This window comes from Streptomyces sp. NPDC060232 (genome assembly GCF_042726555.1).
Classification (GTDB): domain Bacteria; phylum Actinomycetota; class Actinomycetes; order Streptomycetales; family Streptomycetaceae; genus Streptomyces.
Genome location: NZ_JBHXAG010000008.1, coordinates 31,800 through 47,541, shown reverse-complemented (window position 1 = coordinate 47,541; position 15,742 = coordinate 31,800). Strand labels below are relative to the sequence as shown.

Genomic DNA, 15,742 nt, shown 5'->3' with positions numbered 1-15,742 from the left:
CATGACCACAGCTTCCGTGAAGCCGCCGCCGCCCCCGGAGGGCGACGCGCCGCCCAAGAGCCGCTGGGGCCTCTGGGCGCAGGGCAACTTCCGCAAGCTCTGGATCGGTGAGACGACCAGCGGCCTGGGCACGGCCGTCGGCAACGTCGCCCTCGCCCTGGTGGCCGTCGTCACCCTGGAGGCCTCGCCGTTCATGGTCGGCCTGCTGACCGCCTCCGCCTGGGTCCCGTGGCTCTTCCTCGGCCTGCTGGCCGGCGCCTGGGTGGACCGCTGGCCCCGGCTGAAGGTGATGCTGATCTGCGACCTGCTGCTGCTGTTGCTGTTCGCCAGCGTGCCGGTGGCCGGCTGGCTCGGCCTGCTGACCATGGCTCAGCTGGTGGTGGTGGCGCTGCTGGCCGGCGCCGTCAAGGTGTTCCTGTCCACCGCGAACAGCGCCGTGCTGCCCGTCCTGGTCGCCAAGCCCGACCTGCTGGAGGCCAACGTCAAGCTGCGCTCCGGGGACGCGGCCGCCGAGATCGCCGGCCCCGGCCTGGCCGGCCTGCTCTCCCAGGCGTTCGGCGCCGTCAGCGGGCTGCTCGCCGACGCGGTGACCTACCTGGTGGCGGCGGTCTGCGTGGGGTCCATCCGGGCCGAGGAGAAGCCGCCGCCGGTCTCCGAACGGCGCGGGATCCTGCGCGAGATCGGCGAAGGGGTCCGGTTCCTGTCCCGCGACCCGTACCTGCGTACCCTGGCGAGCTTCGCGGCCGTCGGCAACCTCGGCCTCAACGGCATCCAGGCCGTACAGACCATCTTCCTCGTCCGCAGCGTGGGCGTGACGCCCGGCGGCGTCGGAGCCGTCTTCGCGGTGGTCTCGGTCGGCGGCCTGGCCGGCGCCGCGCTCGCCGGACGGATCGCCCGCCGGTTCGGGACGGCCCGCGGGCTGCTGCTCTGCGAGCTGGTGGGCGCGCCGTTCATCCTGCTGCTGCCGATGGCCGGGGACCGGCTGCCGCTGGCGGTCAGCGCGGTGGCCTGGTCGGTCGCGGTCTGCGGGGTGATCGCAGGGAACGTCATCGCCGGCAGCTTCTACCAGGCCTACTGCCCGCCCGCGATGATCGGCCGGATCCGGGCCAGCGCCTCCACCGTCAACTTCAGCGCCATCCCGATGGGCGCCCTGCTCGGCGGCTGGCTCGGCGAGGTGCTCGGCGCCCGCACCACCCTGTGGATCATGGCGAGCGTGCTGCTGTCCGCCGGGCTGGTCCTGCTGGCCAGCCCCTTGCGCGGCCTGCGCAGCTTCCCCGAGCGCCCCGCGCCGTCCTGACCGGCCCCGCCCGTCTGCCGGCTCCCCGCCGCCCGCGTCCCGCCCCCGCCCGCACTCCTCCCGGAGCCCCCGATGCCCCGCACCGCCCGCCCCCGCCGCTTCCTGATGTGCCGTCCGACCCACTTCGAGGTCAGCTACGCGATCAACCCGTGGATGGATCCGGCCGAGCCGGTCGACACCGGCCTCGCCGTCGCCCAGTGGGAGCGGCTGTACGAGCTGTACGTCGGCCTCGGCCACCGCGTCGACCTGATCGACCCGCTGCCCGGCCTGCCCGACATGGTCTACGCGGCGAACGGCGCCACCGTCGTCGACGGCAAGGTGCTCGGCGCCCGGTTCCGCAACGCCGAGCGCGCCGCCGAGGGCCCCGCCTACCTGGAGTGGTTCCGCGCCCACGGATTCACCACCCACGAGGCGGTCCACGTCAACGAGGGTGAGGGAGACCTGCTGCTGACGGGTGGTCACCTGCTCGCCGGCCGCGGCTTCCGCAGCGTCAGCGCAGGCCACGCGGAGGCACAGGAGTTCCTCGGCCGCCCGGTGATCGGCCTGGACCTGGTCGACCCGCGCTTCTACCACCTCGACACCGCCCTCAGCGTGCTCGACGACGACCAGGTCATGTACTACCCGGGCGCGTTCTCGGCGGGCAGCCGGCAGGTGCTGCGCCGGCTCTTCCCGGACGCGGTGCTGGTGGAGGAGGCCGACGCGGCGGTGTTTGGGCTCAACCTGATGAGCGACGGGCTGAACGTGGTGCTGCCCCAGGCGGCGACCGGGGTCGCGGCGAGGCTGCGCGAACGGGGCTTCCGGCCGATCGGGGTCGACCTCTCCGAGCTGTTCAAGGGCGGCGGCAGCGTGAAGTGCTGCACCCTGCACATCCGCGAGTCCGCCTGACCGGCACCTCTCGACACCCCGATCTACGCCCCGATCGACGAGGCCGGTCGGCGCACGGTGCTCGTGCGTCGATCGGCTGTTGAACGCGCCTTGCGATGCTCCTGCCATCAGCCCGGAGCACTCCGGGAGGAACCGGCCCCTTCCCGCCAGGGAAGACGTCCCTCAGGAGCAGTCATGGCGAACCGCGCGAACAACAACGCCGCCACCCGGGTCTGCCTGGCCGTCGCGGGCCTCGGCCTCGGCACGCTGATCGCCCTGGGCGCGGCCGGCGCTGCGATGGCCGACGACACCACCGGCACCGGCCAGGGCGGCGGCGGGACCGTCAGCACCCACCAGGCCCCGGCGCCCACCCCGACCCCGTCCGACGACAAGGACTGGAACAGCACCGGCTCCTGAGCCGCGAGCCCGCGCCCGGCTACGCCCCGCCCCGCCCCCGGCTACGCCTCCAGCCCGCAGCTCTCCACCAGGGCCAGCGCCGGCTCCTCCAGCAGACAGGCCACCTCGGCGGCCTCCGGAAGCCCCAGCCGGCAGAAGATCCCGTACGCCTGCCGCAGCCGCGCCCCCGCCTCGGCCCCGCGCCCGAGGTCCGCCAGCGAGCGGCCCAGTACCACCAGCGCCTGAGCCTGGTCCCGCTCGGCCCCCAGCTCCTCGCAGAGCGCCAGCGCCTGCCCGGCGTGGTCGAGCGCCTCGCCGGCCCGGCCGAGCGAGCGCAGACTGTCCGCCAGCCGGTAGCGCGCGTGCGCGGCCCGGTCCCGCAGCCCGGCCCCCGTCGCCACCGCCAGGCACTCCCGGAACCAGGTCACCGCCTCCTCGTGCCGGCCGAGCCCGTGCAGCGCCAGGCCCGGCACGTACAAGGTGTAGGCCCGCCCCGGATCGTCCTGCCGCGTACGCAGCTCGGCGAGCGCCTCGTGGCAGATCTCCACGGCCTCCTCCGCCCGTCCGCTGCGCACCCGTGCCAGCGCCGCGTTCACGGTCGTCATCAGGGCGCCCGAGCGGTGCCCGAGTGCGTTGGCCAGCACCAGGGCCTCGTCGTAGTGGTCCACCGCCTCGTCGTAGCGGCTGAGGAACTGGCAGATCAGGCCGAGGTCGTTGAGCGCCTGGCGGAGGATCACCGTGTCGCCGGCGGTGCGTGCCGCGTCCACCGCCTGGCGGGCGGCCGCCTCGGCCGCGTCCAGCCGGGTCGCGGCCAGGGCCACGTTCCCGCGCAGGAAGTGCGCGCGTCCGGCGGCCCGTACGTCGCCGTGCCGCACCGCCGCCTCCGCCAGCGCGTCGGCGGTGGTGGCGAGCTGCCGGCTCGGCGGGCTGAGGACGAACGGGGTGAGCGCGATCAGCAGGTCGATCGCGGCCCGCAGCGCCGTCCCCTGCCCGCCGTCGGGCGGGAACGGCCCGCCGGCCGTGCCGCCCGCAGGGCCCGCGGCCGCGTCCGCGGCGACCTGGGCCGCCAGCGCCACGGCGCCGGCCCGCTCCGTCGCCGTCCACTCCCGGGCCGCGTCCCATCCGGTCAGCGCCACACCGCGGGAGCGGGCCGGGCCCAGCGCGCCCGCCGCCGGGTCGCCCGGCACCGCGTGCTGGAAGGCGGCGCAGGCCGTGGCCAGCAGGTGGTCCAGCAGCCGGTCCCGGGCCGCCACCGCCTCCTCGCTCTCCGCCGTCCCGCCGGACGCCGTACCCCCGGACGCCGTCCCGCCGGACGCGGTGGGGGCCGACCCCTCCGCCGGACGCCGCCGGGCGAAGGAGCGCAGCAGGTCGTGATAGCGGTAGCGCCCGGGGAAGGACGACTCCACCATCGCCACGTCCACCAGGGCCTCCAGCAGGTCCTCGGCGTCGTACGCGTCGAGGTCGAGCAGCGCCGCCGCGGCCGGCAGCCCGATGTCCGGCCCGTCCACCGAGGCGACCAGCCGGAACGCCCGCGCCTGGTCGGCGGTGAGCTGCCGGTAGCCCAGTTCGAAGGCCGCAGCCACCGCGAGGTCGCCGATCCGCAGCTCGTCGATCCGGCGCCGCTCCACCTGGAGCCGGCGGCTGAGCGTCTCCACCGTCCAGCCCGGCCGGGCCGCCAGCCGGGCCGCGACGATCCGGACCGCCAGCGGCAGGTACCCGCAGGCCACCACCAGCTCCAGCGCCGCGTCGCGTTCGGCGTCGAGCCGGTCCGCTCCGATGGTGCGGCCGAGCAGGTCGAGGGCCTCGGAGGGGTGGAAGACGTCCAGGTCGACGTGGACGGTGGCCGGCAGTCCGGCGGGGCGGGTGCGTCCGGTGGTGAGGACCGCGCAGCCGACCGTCCCCGGCAGCAGCGGCCGGATCTGCGCCGTGTCCTTGGCGTTGTCGAGGACCAGCAGGAGGCGCCGCCCGTCGACGACGGACCGGAAGAGTGCCGAGCGGGCGTCCAGACCGTCCGGCACCGTGTCGCCGGACACCCCCAGGGCCACGAGGAAGCCGCTGAGCACCGCTTCCGGATCGGCGGGCACCGGGTCGGAGCCGCGCAGGTCCACGTAGAGCTGGCCGTCCGGATAGGACTCCCGGACGCGGTGCGCCACGTGCAGGGCGAGCGCGGTCTTGCCGACCCCGCCCATCCCGACGACGGTGGCGATCACCAGCGCCTGCGGGGAAGGGGCGCCGAGTGCCTCGTCCAGCACCCGGACCGGGGCCGTGCGCCCGGTGAAGTCGGCGGCGTCCGGTGGGAGCTGGGCCGGTCTCGGCGGCGGCGCCGCAGATCTGGGGGGCGCCTCCCGTGCCTTGTCCTCCTCGTCCCGGTCCGGTTCGGGCGCCGCGGGACCGGAGGCCTGCCCGGACCCGCCTCGCCCGGATCCCTGCCCGGTGTCCTCGGCGGCTGTGGCCGCCCGGGGTTCGTCCGCGGGCGACGGCGACGGCGGGCTCGGTTCCGGGGCGGCCAGCGCCGGATCGCCCTCCAGGATCCTGCGGTGCAGCTGCTCCAGGTCCGACCCCGGTGCGACACCCAGCTCCGCGAGGAACAGCTGCCGCACTCCGCGGTACACCGCCAGCGCGTCCGCCTGCCGCCCGGCCTGGTACAGCGCCCGCATCAGCAGCCCGTACGCCCGCTCGTGCAGCGGGTGCTCGGTGGTGAGGGCGGTCAGCTCGGGGACGCAGCGCGAGTGGCGGCCGAGCTTCAGGTCCAGCCCGATCCGCTCCTCCAGCAGGGTCAGGCGCAGTTCCTCCAGCCGATGGCGGTGCCGCTCCGCGAACGGGCCGGGGACGCCGGCCAGCGGTTCGCCCTGCCACAGCTCCAGCGCCTGGTTGAGCAGGTCCCGGGCGCGCAGCGGATCGGTCCGCGCGGTGCGCTCCGCCTCCGCGGCCAGCGACTCCGCCTCCGCGGAGTCCACCGCGAGCTTCGGGAGGACCAGTCGGTAGCCGTCGCCCATGGACACCAGCACGCTCGACGCCGGCCGTTCGCCTCCGGCCGCCGCGTCGCCCTCCTCCCCTTTGCCGCCCGCGTCGAGCACCTTGCGCCATCGCCACGCGTACGTGCGCACCGTGGTCATCGCCGCGCTCGGCGGCTCCTCACCCCACAGCGCGGCGATGAGGTCGGTCGCACTCGCCGCGTGCCCCGGCCGCAGCAGGAGGACGGCCAGCATCGCCTGCTGCTGCGGACTCCCGATCTTGAGCGCGGTGGCGCCCCGATGAGCCCGCATCAGACCGAGTAACGAGAAACGGAGATCGCCCAAGTCCTGCCCCCAGCCCCCAGAACACGGTGCCCGCCCCCGCAAGGCGCCCATGTCTCGATTTGTGTCACCTTTTTAACCACAGCGTCGCACTCGGTGTCGAGAGTCCGTTGAGCCTGTGGTGACCAGGTGTTGAACCGTGCGGTTCAGAATCGCACCGTGCCCGCGGGCACGCCGGAGACCGTCCGGGCTCGCGCCCGCCCCCTCGGTCGCCGGTGGCGCCGGGCCCGACCATATTCGGAGGCGGACGTCCGTGAACACCCCATTGCTCTACCGGCTGCTCGACACCGACCCCGCCGCCGGGCCGGCGGAACTGCTGCACCGCGCCCGGGCCGGCCGTCATCTGCCCCATCTGGTGCTCTCCGCCCTGGCGGGCGACGGCGTCCGGATGGGCGAGGCGGCCCGGGCCGAGCTCGGCCGTGCGCGTGAGCGCGTCGCCCGGTACGCCCGCCTGGCCGCCGGCCTCACCCGTTCCACCGGCGTCCGCGCCATCCGGGGCCTCCCGCTCGCCGGGTGCTACCCGGCCGGTCTGTTCCGCCCGCTGGACACCCTCGACCTGGTCGCCCCCGACGAGGCGGCGCTGTGGCAGGCCGTCATCCGGCTGGTCACCGACCACCCGGTGGAGCACATCGACGTCTCCCTGCTCGGGGAGCGCCCCCACCACACCGCCGTCACGCTCCACTGGCCCGCTGAGGACCCCCTCGCCGACCCCTGGTACCGCGTCCACGTCTCCACCGCGGCGCTGCCCGGCGACGGGCGGAGCGTGCCCGTCCGGCCGTTCCTGGTCGCCGACGAGCAGGTGGAGTGCCTCATCGCGCTGGCCGAGTCCCGCCTCGGCGGGCCGGGCCTGCCGCCCGGTCCGCTCGACCTCCTCGACATCGCTGCCCTCGCCGGCCGGCCCTTCGAGGCCGCCGAGACCGCCGAGGTCGTCGCCGCCTACCGGCTGGCCCCGGAGGTCGCGTGCCTCCTCGACCACGCCGCCCAGCACGTCGCCCTGGGCCCGCTCGCCGCCGTACGCGCCGCACTCGCCCCGGAGCTGGCGGCCGAGCACCGCCGCCGCGGCGGGGCCCCCACCGTCCGGCGCGTTCCGGCCCGGCACGGCGCCCTGCTCCGCCGCACCGTCATCCGCCACAGCTGGGGCGAGGCCCGCCTCCTCGGCCACACTCCCGACACCTCCCTTCTCCTCACCCCCGTCGCGGACTACCTCCTCGCCCCGGCCGCCGGCGCCTCCCCGGCCACCCGCACGGCCGCCCTCGACGCCCTCCACCACTGGGACTCCCTCTGCTGACGTGACGGAATTCCGTATTCCGACCGGCTCTCCTCGCGGCTCCCCCGGTTTCTCCGCGGCGGCCTTCATCGCATTTCCGGACCGGCCCACCCGCTCCGCTAACATGTTCGAGCGAACAATGATCAGGTTGAAAATATGAACATCGGCTGAAAAATTGATATCTGCGGTTTTGCGAGTGTTTTCGCGAAAGGGCGGCGGAGCCGAGCCCGCCGGGTGGCGTCGACCACGCGTCGTGCTGTGGGTCGCGGTGAGCGTGGTGGCCCTCGGATTCCTCGTGGCGCTGGAGATCGCCGCGCGCGGCTACGGCGTGCCGGGGCCGATCACCGACCAGGCGCGCGAGGTGGTGTTCGCCCCCAAGTCGGGCACGGTGCTGTACGCCAGCATGGCCTTGATGCTGGTGGTGCTCACCTGGCGGCAGCGGTTCATCGCCGTCGGCGCCGCGGTCGGCATCGACCTCGTCTTCTGGCTCGTACGGTGGGCCGTCGGCGCCGAGATGATGTACGGCAACGGCGCCCTGCTGGTCACCCTGGCCTGCGCCGTCATCGCGCTCACGCGCCGCACCGGCCGTGAACGGACGCTCCTGCTCCAGGGCGTCGGCCTGGCCCTGCTGCTCGTGACCGGCCGCAAGACCGGCTACACCTGGCTGCTGATCACCTCCAAGACCCGCCCGACGGTGCTCGACCCGTACGTGGCGACCGCCGACCAGGCACTGGGCAACCCGTCATGGCTGGCGGGCCGGATCGTCGAGGCCACCGGGGCCGTCGGCTTCCGCGTCCTCGAATTCGTGTACATCCAGCTCGCGGTGATGGCGGTCGTCGTCGCCCTGTACCAGCTTCGCCACGTGGCGGTCGAGCGCCGCTTCCCGCGCCACCACCTGGTACGTACCTTCCTGGCCATCGGCCTGCTCGGACCGGGCATCTACATGGTCTTCCCGGTGGTCGGGCCGATCTACGCGTACGGCGCCGACGGCGGCCAGTGGGCGCTGGCCGAGCTGTGGCCGAACACGCCGCCGCCGGTCACCCTCCCGCAGCCGATGCCCTTCGACGAGTTCACCCCGCGCAACTGCATGCCCAGCCTGCACACGGCATGGGCCACCGCGATCTTCATCCATTCCCGCAAGGCCCCGCGGGCCCTGCGGTGGGCGGGGACGTTCTGGCTGTTCGCGACGCTCGGCGCGACGCTGGGATTCGGCTACCACTACGGCGCGGACATCGTCGCCGGCGTGGTCTTCACCCTCACCGTCGACATCGCGCTGCGCACCCTCGACCACGGCTGGGACCGGAAGGGAATGCAGCTGACCGCCTACGGCACCGCGGTCTTCGTCGTGCTCCTGCTGTCCTACCGCTTCCTGTCCACGGAAATGGCGGGACACCCGTGGGTGTTCGGGCCGCTGGTCGTCCTGTCGATGGTCTCGGTGATCTACGGCTACGTACGGACCACCAGGCGGTGGGAACGCGAGGCCCCGGCGGTGTCCCTGCCGCAGCCGCGCCGCGAACCGCAGCCCGAACTGGTCTGAGAACGGCATGCGCGCCCCGGTACGGCGGGGCGCGCATGGCAGGACGGACGGGCCCGGCGGACGGGCCGACCGGCGGTCAGACGATGCCCTCGGCGATCTCGGCCTGCTCCCGGGCGTTGCCGTAGGCCGCCGGGGTCCCGTACGAGCGCCGGGCGGCGTACCACCAGGCGCTGGCCAGGATCAGGACCACGGCCAGGGCGATCACCGCGTAGTTCATCGAGTCGATGGTCACCGGCGACTTCTGCGGCAGGCAGAACAGCACGGTGACGACGGCCACCCACACGACGGCGATCCAGCCGATCGGCCTGCTCCAGCGGCCCAGGCTCCACGGGCCGGGCTGGAACCGGTTCCCCGCGCGCAGCCGCAGGTAGATCGGGATCGCGTAGGCCGGGGTGATGCCGATGACGTTGATGGCGGTGACGGCCCCGTAGGCGGTCGCGGAGTACAGCGACGGGAGCGCCAGCACGGCCGCCACGGCGACGGAGAGCCACACGGCCGGGACCGGCGTCTGCGTACGGCTGCTCACCTTGCGCCACAGGGCGGAGCCGGGGAGGGCGTTGTCCCGGCTGAAGGCGAAGACCATCCGGCTCGCGGCGGCGACCTCGGCGTTGCCGCAGAAGAGCTGCGCGACGATGACGACGAGGAGCAGGGCGGTGGCGCCGCCGGAGCCCAGCGCGTCGATGAAGATCTGGGCCGGCGGGACGCCGGTGGCGGTGTTCTGCACGGCCGCGTAGTCCTGGATGGCGAAGGTGAGGCCCGCCAGCAGCGCGAAGCCGGCGACCCAGGAGACCCAGATGGCCCGGACGATGCCCCGGGCGGCGGAGACGGAGGCGTTGGAGGTCTCCTCCGACAGGTGCGCGGAGGCGTCGTACCCGGAGAAGGTGTACTGGGCGAGCAGCAGGCCGACCGCCGCCACGTAGAACGGGTTGGCCCAGCCGGTGTCGTTGACGAACTCGGTGAAGACGAACGACGGCGACTGGTGCTGGTCGGGTATGAAGGCCAGCGCGCCCACGATCAGGGCGACGCCGCCCAGGTGCCACCAGACGCTGACGGAGTTGAGCACGCTGACGAGGCGGACGCCGAAGAGGTTCAGCGCGGCGTGCAGCAGCAGGATGCACAGGAAGATCACGAACGTCAGGCCGGGGGTGGGCACGATGCCGTACTGGAGGTTGAGGAAGGCACCGGTGAAGAGGGCCGCGCCGTAGTCGATGCCGGCGATGGCGCCCAGCAGGCCGAGCAGGTTCAGCCAGCCCGTGTACCAGCCCCAGCGGCGCCCCCCGAGCCGGTCGGCCATGTAGTAGAGCGCTCCCGAGGTGGGGTAGGCGCTGGTCACCTCGGCCAGGGCGAGACCCACGCAGAGCACGAACAGGCCGACGCCGGCCCAGCCCCACAGCATCACGGCCGGACCGCCGGTGCCCAGGCCGAAGCCGTAGAGGGTCATGCAGCCGGACAGGACGGAGATGACCGAGAAGCTGATGGCGAAGTTGCCGAAGCCGCCCATCCGGCGGGCGAGGACCGGCTGGTATCCGAGCTCCCTGAGCCGTTCCTCCTCGTCCTGCCGGGGCGGGGCCTTGCTGTCCGGGCGGACGGTCGGCGCGGTTCGGGACATGGGGGAGTACCTCCGGGGGCGTGGGGTCGTGACGAGCGGGGACGGTGAGCGGGGGTGGCGAGGGGCGTGCGGGGGCGGGACGGCGGAGTCAGTCCCGGGCCGCCAGGCTGCGGGTCCTGGCGCGCAGGAAGACCTCCATGGCCAGGTCCTGGTCGGCCGGGTCGCGGGTGCGGTAGGCCCACGGCAGGGTGGTCCAGTACCGGTCGATCGCGTCGAAGACCTGGGCCGCCTCGCCGAACCGGTGGGCCCCCCACAGTGCGTGGGCGAGGTGGTTCAGGTCGAGCTGGGAGGCGCGGCGCAGGTCGCTGTAGCGGAACCAGGTGTCCAGGGCGTGGCCGGCGTCCCGGACGGCGTCCTCGGCGACCCAGTGGAGGTCGAGGGCCTTCTCCTGGCCGCGCTCGCGGCGGTACCGCTCGACGCTCAGATAGAGCGGCAGCAGGTGGAGGGGCGACTCCGGCGGGGCCGAACCGGCCGCCCAGTGCACGAAGTTGGCGGCCTCGGTCAGCGGTCCGGGCGCACCCGCGCACACGAACTGCAGCATCCGGTGGTACGCCTCGCGGTTGTGCGGGTCGCGCTTGTCGACCTGGGCGAGGATGCCCCAGGGGCCGCGGGGCAGCATCAGGGCGGGCGGCGGCTGACGGTGCTCGTCCATCGAACGGTGCTCGTCGAGGAGGGCCAGCGCCAGCAGGCAGACCCACGGCACGGGGTCGGTGGGGCTCAGCTCGGCGGCGTCGCGGCAGGCCGCCCACGCCTCCTGCCACAGCTCGGGCGTACGGGTGTGGCGCGCGCGGTGGCCGCGGACGGCGCGTTCGACGGTGACCCGGGTGTGCATGACGGACGCGGCGACGCTGCGCGGCTCCTCGGAGCGCCACGCCTGGACCACGTCCGATCCGGCGGCGACCGCGGCGAGCACCTGGGTGCGCTGGGTCCACAGCCCCCAGCCGTCCGTCCGGTCCAGTAAGTGCGCCATCGCCAGCCACCGGCCGGTGCGCAGGTCCTGCACGGCCACACGCAGGTCGTTGTCGTGGCCGGCGGGGTGGTAGACGGGCCGGAAGTCGCTGCCCGCCATCACCTCGCCCCGGTCGACGGGTCGCCGGGACGGGCGCGTCTTGCGGTGGTCGTCGTCATCGGTCCTCGCATCGCATGGCCTTCGCGCCTGGTGATCGGCGATCACTATAGAGTGACTATGAGCGTTCGAGTCATGAAAGTTTTTCGAATGCAAGGATCAAGCCACCTACAAGATATGAATTCGCGTCAGCCGCATGGGCGTCCGCGCGGATGGATCTTGACGAGGCCGCGTTCGCTGGTGAAGGCTTCCGGGAGACGATCGCGCATGCCGACACCAGGGACGGAGTGGTGATGACGGGCCCGGTGCTCGCTGTGGACCAGGGCACCTCGGGAACCAAGGCCCTCGTCGTCTGCCCCGTACGAGGCGTCATCGGCTCCGCCTCCGCCCCCGTACGGCCCCGGTACCTGCCGGGCGGCCGCGTGGAGGTGGACCCCCGCGAGCTGCTGGATTCGGTCCTCGACGCGGGACGCGCGGCCCTGGCCGCGGCCGGCGAACCGGTCGCCGCGGTGGGCCTGGCCAACCAGGGCGAGACCGTCCTGGCCTGGGACCCGGCGAACGGCGAGCCGCTGACCGCAGCGATCGTCTGGCAGGACCGCCGCGCCGAAGAACTCTGCGCCGAACTGGCCCCGCACGCCGCCGCGTTACAGGACCGGACCGGACTGCCACTGGACCCGTATTTCGCCGCGCCCAAGATGGCCTGGATACGTCGTCACCTCACCCGGCAGGGCGTCGTGACGACCAGCGACGCCTGGCTCGTGCACCGGCTCACGGGTGCCTTCGTCACCGACGCGGCGACCGCCGGCCGCACCCAGCTCCTCGACCTCGACACCGTCGACTGGTCGCCCGAAGCCCTGGACGTCTTCGGCCTCACCGGGGAACCCCTGCCGGAAGTCGTCGGCGCGGACACCCGGGTCGGCGCCACCACCGCCTTCGGGCCCACGCTGCCGCTGACGGGCCTGCTCGTCGACCAGCAGGCCGCACTCCTCGCCCAGCGCGTCACCGAGCCCGGAACGGCCAAGTGCACCTACGGCACCGGGGCGTTCCTCCTCGCACAGACCGGCCCCCGCCCCCGCCGCAGCAGCACCGGACTCGTCGGCTGCGTCGCCTGGCGGCTCGCCGGAGACACCAGCTACTGCCTGGACGGCCAGGTCTACACGGCCGCGTCCGCCGTCCGCTGGCTCACCGACCTCGGCGTGATCTCCGGCGCCCAGGACCTCGACACCGTGGGCGGGACCGCCCCCGACGCCGGCGGCGTCACCTTCGTCCCCGCCCTCGCCGGCCTCGCCGCCCCCTGGTGGCGCGGGGACCTGCGCGGCTCGGTCACCGGCCTCGGCCTCGACACGACCGCCGGGCACCTCGTGCACGCGCTGTGCGACGGCATAGCCGCACAGGTGGCCGAGCTCGCCGACGCCGTCGCCACCGACCTCGGCGCGCCCCTGGCCGCCCTCCGCGTCGACGGCGGACTCACCCGGTCCGCCCTGCTCATGCAGGCGCAGGCCGACCTGCTGCAGATCCCCGTCGAGGTGTCGGCGCTCCCGGACGCCACCGCGCTCGGCGTGGGCGCCGTCGCCCGGCTCGGCCTGGACCCCTCCCTCACCGTGCACGAGGCCGTCCCGCAGTGGAAGCCGTCCGCCGTCTACGAACCGAAAGCCGGCGCCGGGCACGCCGCCGAGCGCCGCGCACGGTTCCGGACGGCGGTGTCCGCCCTGCTCGACGGCCCCGCATGACCGTCACCCGGTACGGTCCGCTGCCCGACGGCGGCGACCCGTACGACGTGACCGTCGTCGGCGCCGGAGTGGTGGGCTCCGCCATCGCCCGCGCACTGGCCCGCCTCCCCCTGCGGACCGCCCTCATCGACGCGTCCGACGATGTCGGCAACGGCACCTCCAAGGCGAACACCGCCATCCTGCACACCGGTTTCGACGCCGTGCCCGGCTCCCTGGAGTCCCGGCTCGTCCGGGACGGACAGCGGCTGCTCGCCTCCTACGCCGCCGACAGCGGCATCCCCGTCGAACCGGTCGGGGCCCTGCTCGTGGCCTGGAACGAGGAGCAGCTCGCGGCCCTGCCGGCACTCGCCGACAAAGCCGTGCGGGGCGGCTACCGCTCCGCCCGGATCCTCCCGGCCGCCGCGGTGCGCGCCCGCGAACCGGAGCTCGGCCCCGGCGTGCTGGGGGCCCTCCACATACCGGACGAGTCCCTCATCTGCCCCTGGACGACCACCCTCGCCTACGCCACGCAGGCCGTGCGCGCCGGCGTCCACCTGCACCTCAACTGCCCGGTGCGGTCGGTCACCGCGGGCGAGCCGCACACGCTCACCACCGGCCGGGGCCCGCTGCGCACCCGTCACCTGGTCAACGCGGCGGGCCTGTACGCCGACGAGATCGACCGGTTCCTCGGCCACGCGGACTTCACCGTCACGCCCCGCCGCGGCCAGCTCATCGTCTTCGACGAACTCGCCCGCGGCCTCGTACGCCACATCCTGCTGCCGGTACCGGACGCCCGCGGCAAAGGCGTGCTGGTCACACCGACCGTCTACGGGAACGTCATGCTCGGGCCGACCGCCGAGGACCTGGACGACAAGACCGACACCGGCTCGACCGCCGAAGGGCTCGCGCTGCTGCGGGAGAAGGGCCGGCGGATCCTGCCTGCCCTCCTCGACGAGGAGGTCACCGCCGTCTACGCGGGGCTCCGCGCGGCCACCGGGCAGGAGGACTACGCCATCCGCGCGCACCCCGGCCAGCGGTACGTGTCCGTCGGCGGCATCCGGTCCACGGGCCTGAGCGCCTCGATGGCGATCGCCGCCCACGTCGTCGAGCTGCTCGCCGACGGCGGCCTGCCCGTCACCGGCGCCCGCGAGCCGGACCCGGTGCGGATGCCGAACCTCGGCGAGGCGTTCCCCCGCCCGTACCGCGACGCCGCGATGATCGCGGCGGACCCGGAGTACGGCCGGATCGTCTGCCACTGCGAGCGCGTCACCCGCGGCGAGATCCGCGACGCGCTCGCCGCGACCGTCCCGCCCGGCTCGCCCGACGGCCTGCGGCGGCGCACCCGCGCCCGGGGCGGCCGCTGCCAGGGCTTCCACTGCGGGGCCGCCGTGCGCGCCCTGTTCGAGGAGGCCCGCCGGTGAACCGTCCCGACGCGCGCGCCGACGTACGCGGCGCACGGGCCGACGTCCGGGTGGACGTACTGGTCGTCGGCGCGGGCCCCGCCGGACTGGCCCTCGCCGCCCGGCTGGCGCAGGCGGGCGCCGGCCGGGTCGAGGTCCTGGAACGCGAGCAGTACGCGGGCGGCATGCCGCTCCACCTCCACCACGGCGGCTTCGGCCGGCCACCGCGGCCCTGGCTGCACGGGCCCGCGTACGCGCAGCGGTCGGTGCGGGCCGCCGTCGCCGCCGGCGCCGCCGTCCGCACCGGCGTCACCGCCACCGGCTGGGCCGGCCCGCTCTCCCTGGAGACCACGAGCCCGGCGGGTTTGGAGAGGATCACGGCCCGGGCCGTCGTCCTCGCCACCGGCGCCCGGGAACGCCCGCGCAGCGCCCGGCTCGTCCCCGGCTCGCGCCCGCAGGGCGTGCTGACCACCGGGGAGCTGCTCCGGTCGGTCCACGAGCACGGACTGCCCGTCGGCCGGCGGGCCGTGGTGGTGGGCGCCGAGCCCGTGGCCCGCCACGCCGCCGCCGTGCTGCGCGGGACGGGCACGGACGTGGCGGCGATGGTCACGCACCACCCGCGCGCCGCCGCCGTACCGGGAGTTCCGCTGCTCACGGAGACGACCGTCGGCGAACTGCGCGGCCGCGGCCGGCTGACCGGCCTGGTCATCCGCCACCGCGACGGCCGTACGGGCCTGCTCACCTGCGACACCGTGGTCTTCACCGGCGACTGGATCCCCGACCACGAACTGGCCCGCCGCGGCGGCGTCCCCCTCGACCCCGGTACCCGCGGCCCCCGCGTGGACGCCTCCTTCCGCACGGAGGCGCCCGGCGTCTTCGCCGTCGGCAACGCCCTCCACGGCATCGAACGCGCGGCCACCGCGGCCGGGGAGGGCGCCGCCGCGGCGGCGCCCGTACTGGCCCACCTCGAAGGTGCGCCCTGGCCGCAGCCCGGGCCTACACTGGAGGTCCGGGCCCCGCTCCTGTGGGTGACTCCGAACCGGATCACGGACGCCGCCGGACGGCCACTGCTCCTGCGCTCCGGGGAAACCGTCACCGCCCCCGTGATCAGGGCGACCCAGGACGGCCGGCCGCTGTGGCGGCGTCGCCTCGCGGGCCCGGCGTCACCGTCCCGCTCCCTGCGCCTCCCGCCGCAGTGGACGGCCCGCGTCGACCGCACCGGCGGCCCGGTCGTGCTGGCCCTCGGCTGACCCGCACAGCCGACACAGCCGACAGCACCCGATTCCTGTCCGTTCCTCCGA

The 15,742-nt window shown here is 74.6% G+C and carries 11 protein-coding genes; 8 read left to right on the top strand and 3 right to left on the bottom strand.

The genetic code is table 11. The features are described 5' to 3' along the window. Position 1: 1 nt before the first annotated feature. The 3 genes from ACFWFZ_RS13995 to ACFWFZ_RS13985 all read left to right on the top strand — a co-directional run bounded on the left by ACFWFZ_RS13995 (position 2) and on the right by ACFWFZ_RS13985 (position 2,578). A complete protein-coding gene (locus ACFWFZ_RS13995; RefSeq protein WP_387121460.1) occupies positions 2-1,297 on the top strand; it encodes an MFS transporter in 1,296 nt (431 codons plus the stop codon). Between the two features lie 72 nt (positions 1,298-1,369). Further along, a complete protein-coding gene (ddaH, locus tag ACFWFZ_RS13990) occupies positions 1,370-2,182 on the top strand; it encodes a dimethylargininase (protein ID WP_387121457.1) in 813 nt (270 codons plus the stop codon). 174 nt (positions 2,183-2,356) lie between these two features. Further along, on the top strand, positions 2,357-2,578 hold the full coding sequence (locus tag ACFWFZ_RS13985) for a hypothetical protein (protein WP_387121454.1): 222 nt from the start codon (positions 2,357-2,359) through the stop codon (positions 2,576-2,578). A 41-nt stretch (positions 2,579-2,619) separates the two neighbouring features. On the opposite strand, the gene ACFWFZ_RS13980 is transcribed toward ACFWFZ_RS13985, so the two are convergent. Beyond that, complete coding sequence (locus ACFWFZ_RS13980) at positions 2,620-5,823, bottom strand: BTAD domain-containing putative transcriptional regulator (protein WP_387121451.1); 3,204 nt, start codon at positions 5,821-5,823, stop codon at positions 2,620-2,622. Between the two features lie 283 nt (positions 5,824-6,106). Between ACFWFZ_RS13980 and ACFWFZ_RS13975 the strand changes: the two genes are divergently transcribed. Together ACFWFZ_RS13975 and ACFWFZ_RS13970 are read left to right on the top strand one after the other, a co-directional pair. Next, on the top strand, positions 6,107-7,141 hold the full coding sequence (locus ACFWFZ_RS13975; RefSeq protein WP_387121448.1) for a hypothetical protein: 1,035 nt from the start codon (positions 6,107-6,109) through the stop codon (positions 7,139-7,141). 175 nt (positions 7,142-7,316) lie between these two features. Beyond that, positions 7,317-8,657 carry a phosphatase PAP2 family protein gene (locus ACFWFZ_RS13970; RefSeq protein WP_387121445.1) on the top strand — a complete coding sequence of 447 codons (1,341 nt, stop codon included), beginning with the start codon at positions 7,317-7,319 and terminating at the stop codon, positions 8,655-8,657. Between the two features lie 76 nt (positions 8,658-8,733). Here the strand turns inward: ACFWFZ_RS13970 and ACFWFZ_RS13965 are convergent, their stop codons facing one another. Together ACFWFZ_RS13965 and ACFWFZ_RS13960 are read right to left on the bottom strand one after the other, a co-directional pair. Continuing rightward, positions 8,734-10,266 (bottom strand): amino acid permease, encoded by a 1,533-nt coding sequence (locus ACFWFZ_RS13965; RefSeq protein ID WP_387121442.1) that lies wholly within the window; start codon positions 10,264-10,266, stop codon positions 8,734-8,736. Between the two features lie 88 nt (positions 10,267-10,354). Beyond that, the gene (locus tag ACFWFZ_RS13960) at positions 10,355-11,335 is read right to left on the bottom strand and encodes a hypothetical protein (protein ID WP_387121439.1); all 981 of its coding nucleotides are present in this window, start codon (positions 11,333-11,335) and stop codon (positions 10,355-10,357) included. Positions 11,336-11,625: 290 nt separating this feature from the next. On the opposite strand from ACFWFZ_RS13960, the gene ACFWFZ_RS13955 reads away from it, so the two are divergent. The 3 genes from ACFWFZ_RS13955 to ACFWFZ_RS13945 are packed head-to-tail and all read left to right on the top strand — an operon-like array spanning position 11,626 to position 15,691. Then, entirely contained in the window at positions 11,626-13,062 is a 1,437-nt protein-coding gene (locus ACFWFZ_RS13955; RefSeq protein WP_387122001.1) for an FGGY family carbohydrate kinase, read from the top strand. Further along, the gene (locus ACFWFZ_RS13950; RefSeq protein ID WP_387121436.1) at positions 13,059-14,462 is read left to right on the top strand and encodes an FAD-dependent oxidoreductase; all 1,404 of its coding nucleotides are present in this window, start codon (positions 13,059-13,061) and stop codon (positions 14,460-14,462) included. The genes ACFWFZ_RS13955 and ACFWFZ_RS13950 overlap by 4 nt, the downstream gene beginning before the upstream one ends. Beyond that, positions 14,459-15,691 carry an NAD(P)/FAD-dependent oxidoreductase gene (locus ACFWFZ_RS13945; RefSeq protein ID WP_387121433.1) on the top strand — a complete coding sequence of 411 codons (1,233 nt, stop codon included), beginning with the start codon at positions 14,459-14,461 and terminating at the stop codon, positions 15,689-15,691. Before ACFWFZ_RS13950 ends, ACFWFZ_RS13945 begins: the two co-directional genes overlap by 4 nt. The last annotated feature ends 51 nt before the right edge of the window (positions 15,692-15,742 follow it).

Excerpts from the sequence above, each read along its gene's own strand:
- ACFWFZ_RS13950 (WP_387121436.1), top strand. The coding sequence starts at position 13,059 with ATGACCGTCACCCGGTACGGTCCGCTGCCCGACGGCGGCGACCCGTAC.
- ACFWFZ_RS13985 (WP_387121454.1), top strand. The coding sequence starts at position 2,357 with ATGGCGAACCGCGCGAACAACAACGCCGCCACCCGGGTCTGCCTGGCC.
- ACFWFZ_RS13965 (WP_387121442.1), bottom strand. The coding sequence starts at position 10,266 with ATGTCCCGAACCGCGCCGACCGTCCGCCCGGACAGCAAGGCCCCGCCC.
- ACFWFZ_RS13960 (WP_387121439.1), bottom strand. The coding sequence starts at position 11,335 with ATGGCGGGCAGCGACTTCCGGCCCGTCTACCACCCCGCCGGCCACGAC.
- ddaH (WP_387121457.1), top strand. The coding sequence starts at position 1,370 with ATGCCCCGCACCGCCCGCCCCCGCCGCTTCCTGATGTGCCGTCCGACC.
- ACFWFZ_RS13980 (WP_387121451.1), bottom strand. The coding sequence starts at position 5,823 with ATGCGGGCTCATCGGGGCGCCACCGCGCTCAAGATCGGGAGTCCGCAG.
- ACFWFZ_RS13955 (WP_387122001.1), top strand. The coding sequence starts at position 11,626 with ATGACGGGCCCGGTGCTCGCTGTGGACCAGGGCACCTCGGGAACCAAG.
- ACFWFZ_RS13995 (WP_387121460.1), top strand. The coding sequence starts at position 2 with ATGACCACAGCTTCCGTGAAGCCGCCGCCGCCCCCGGAGGGCGACGCG.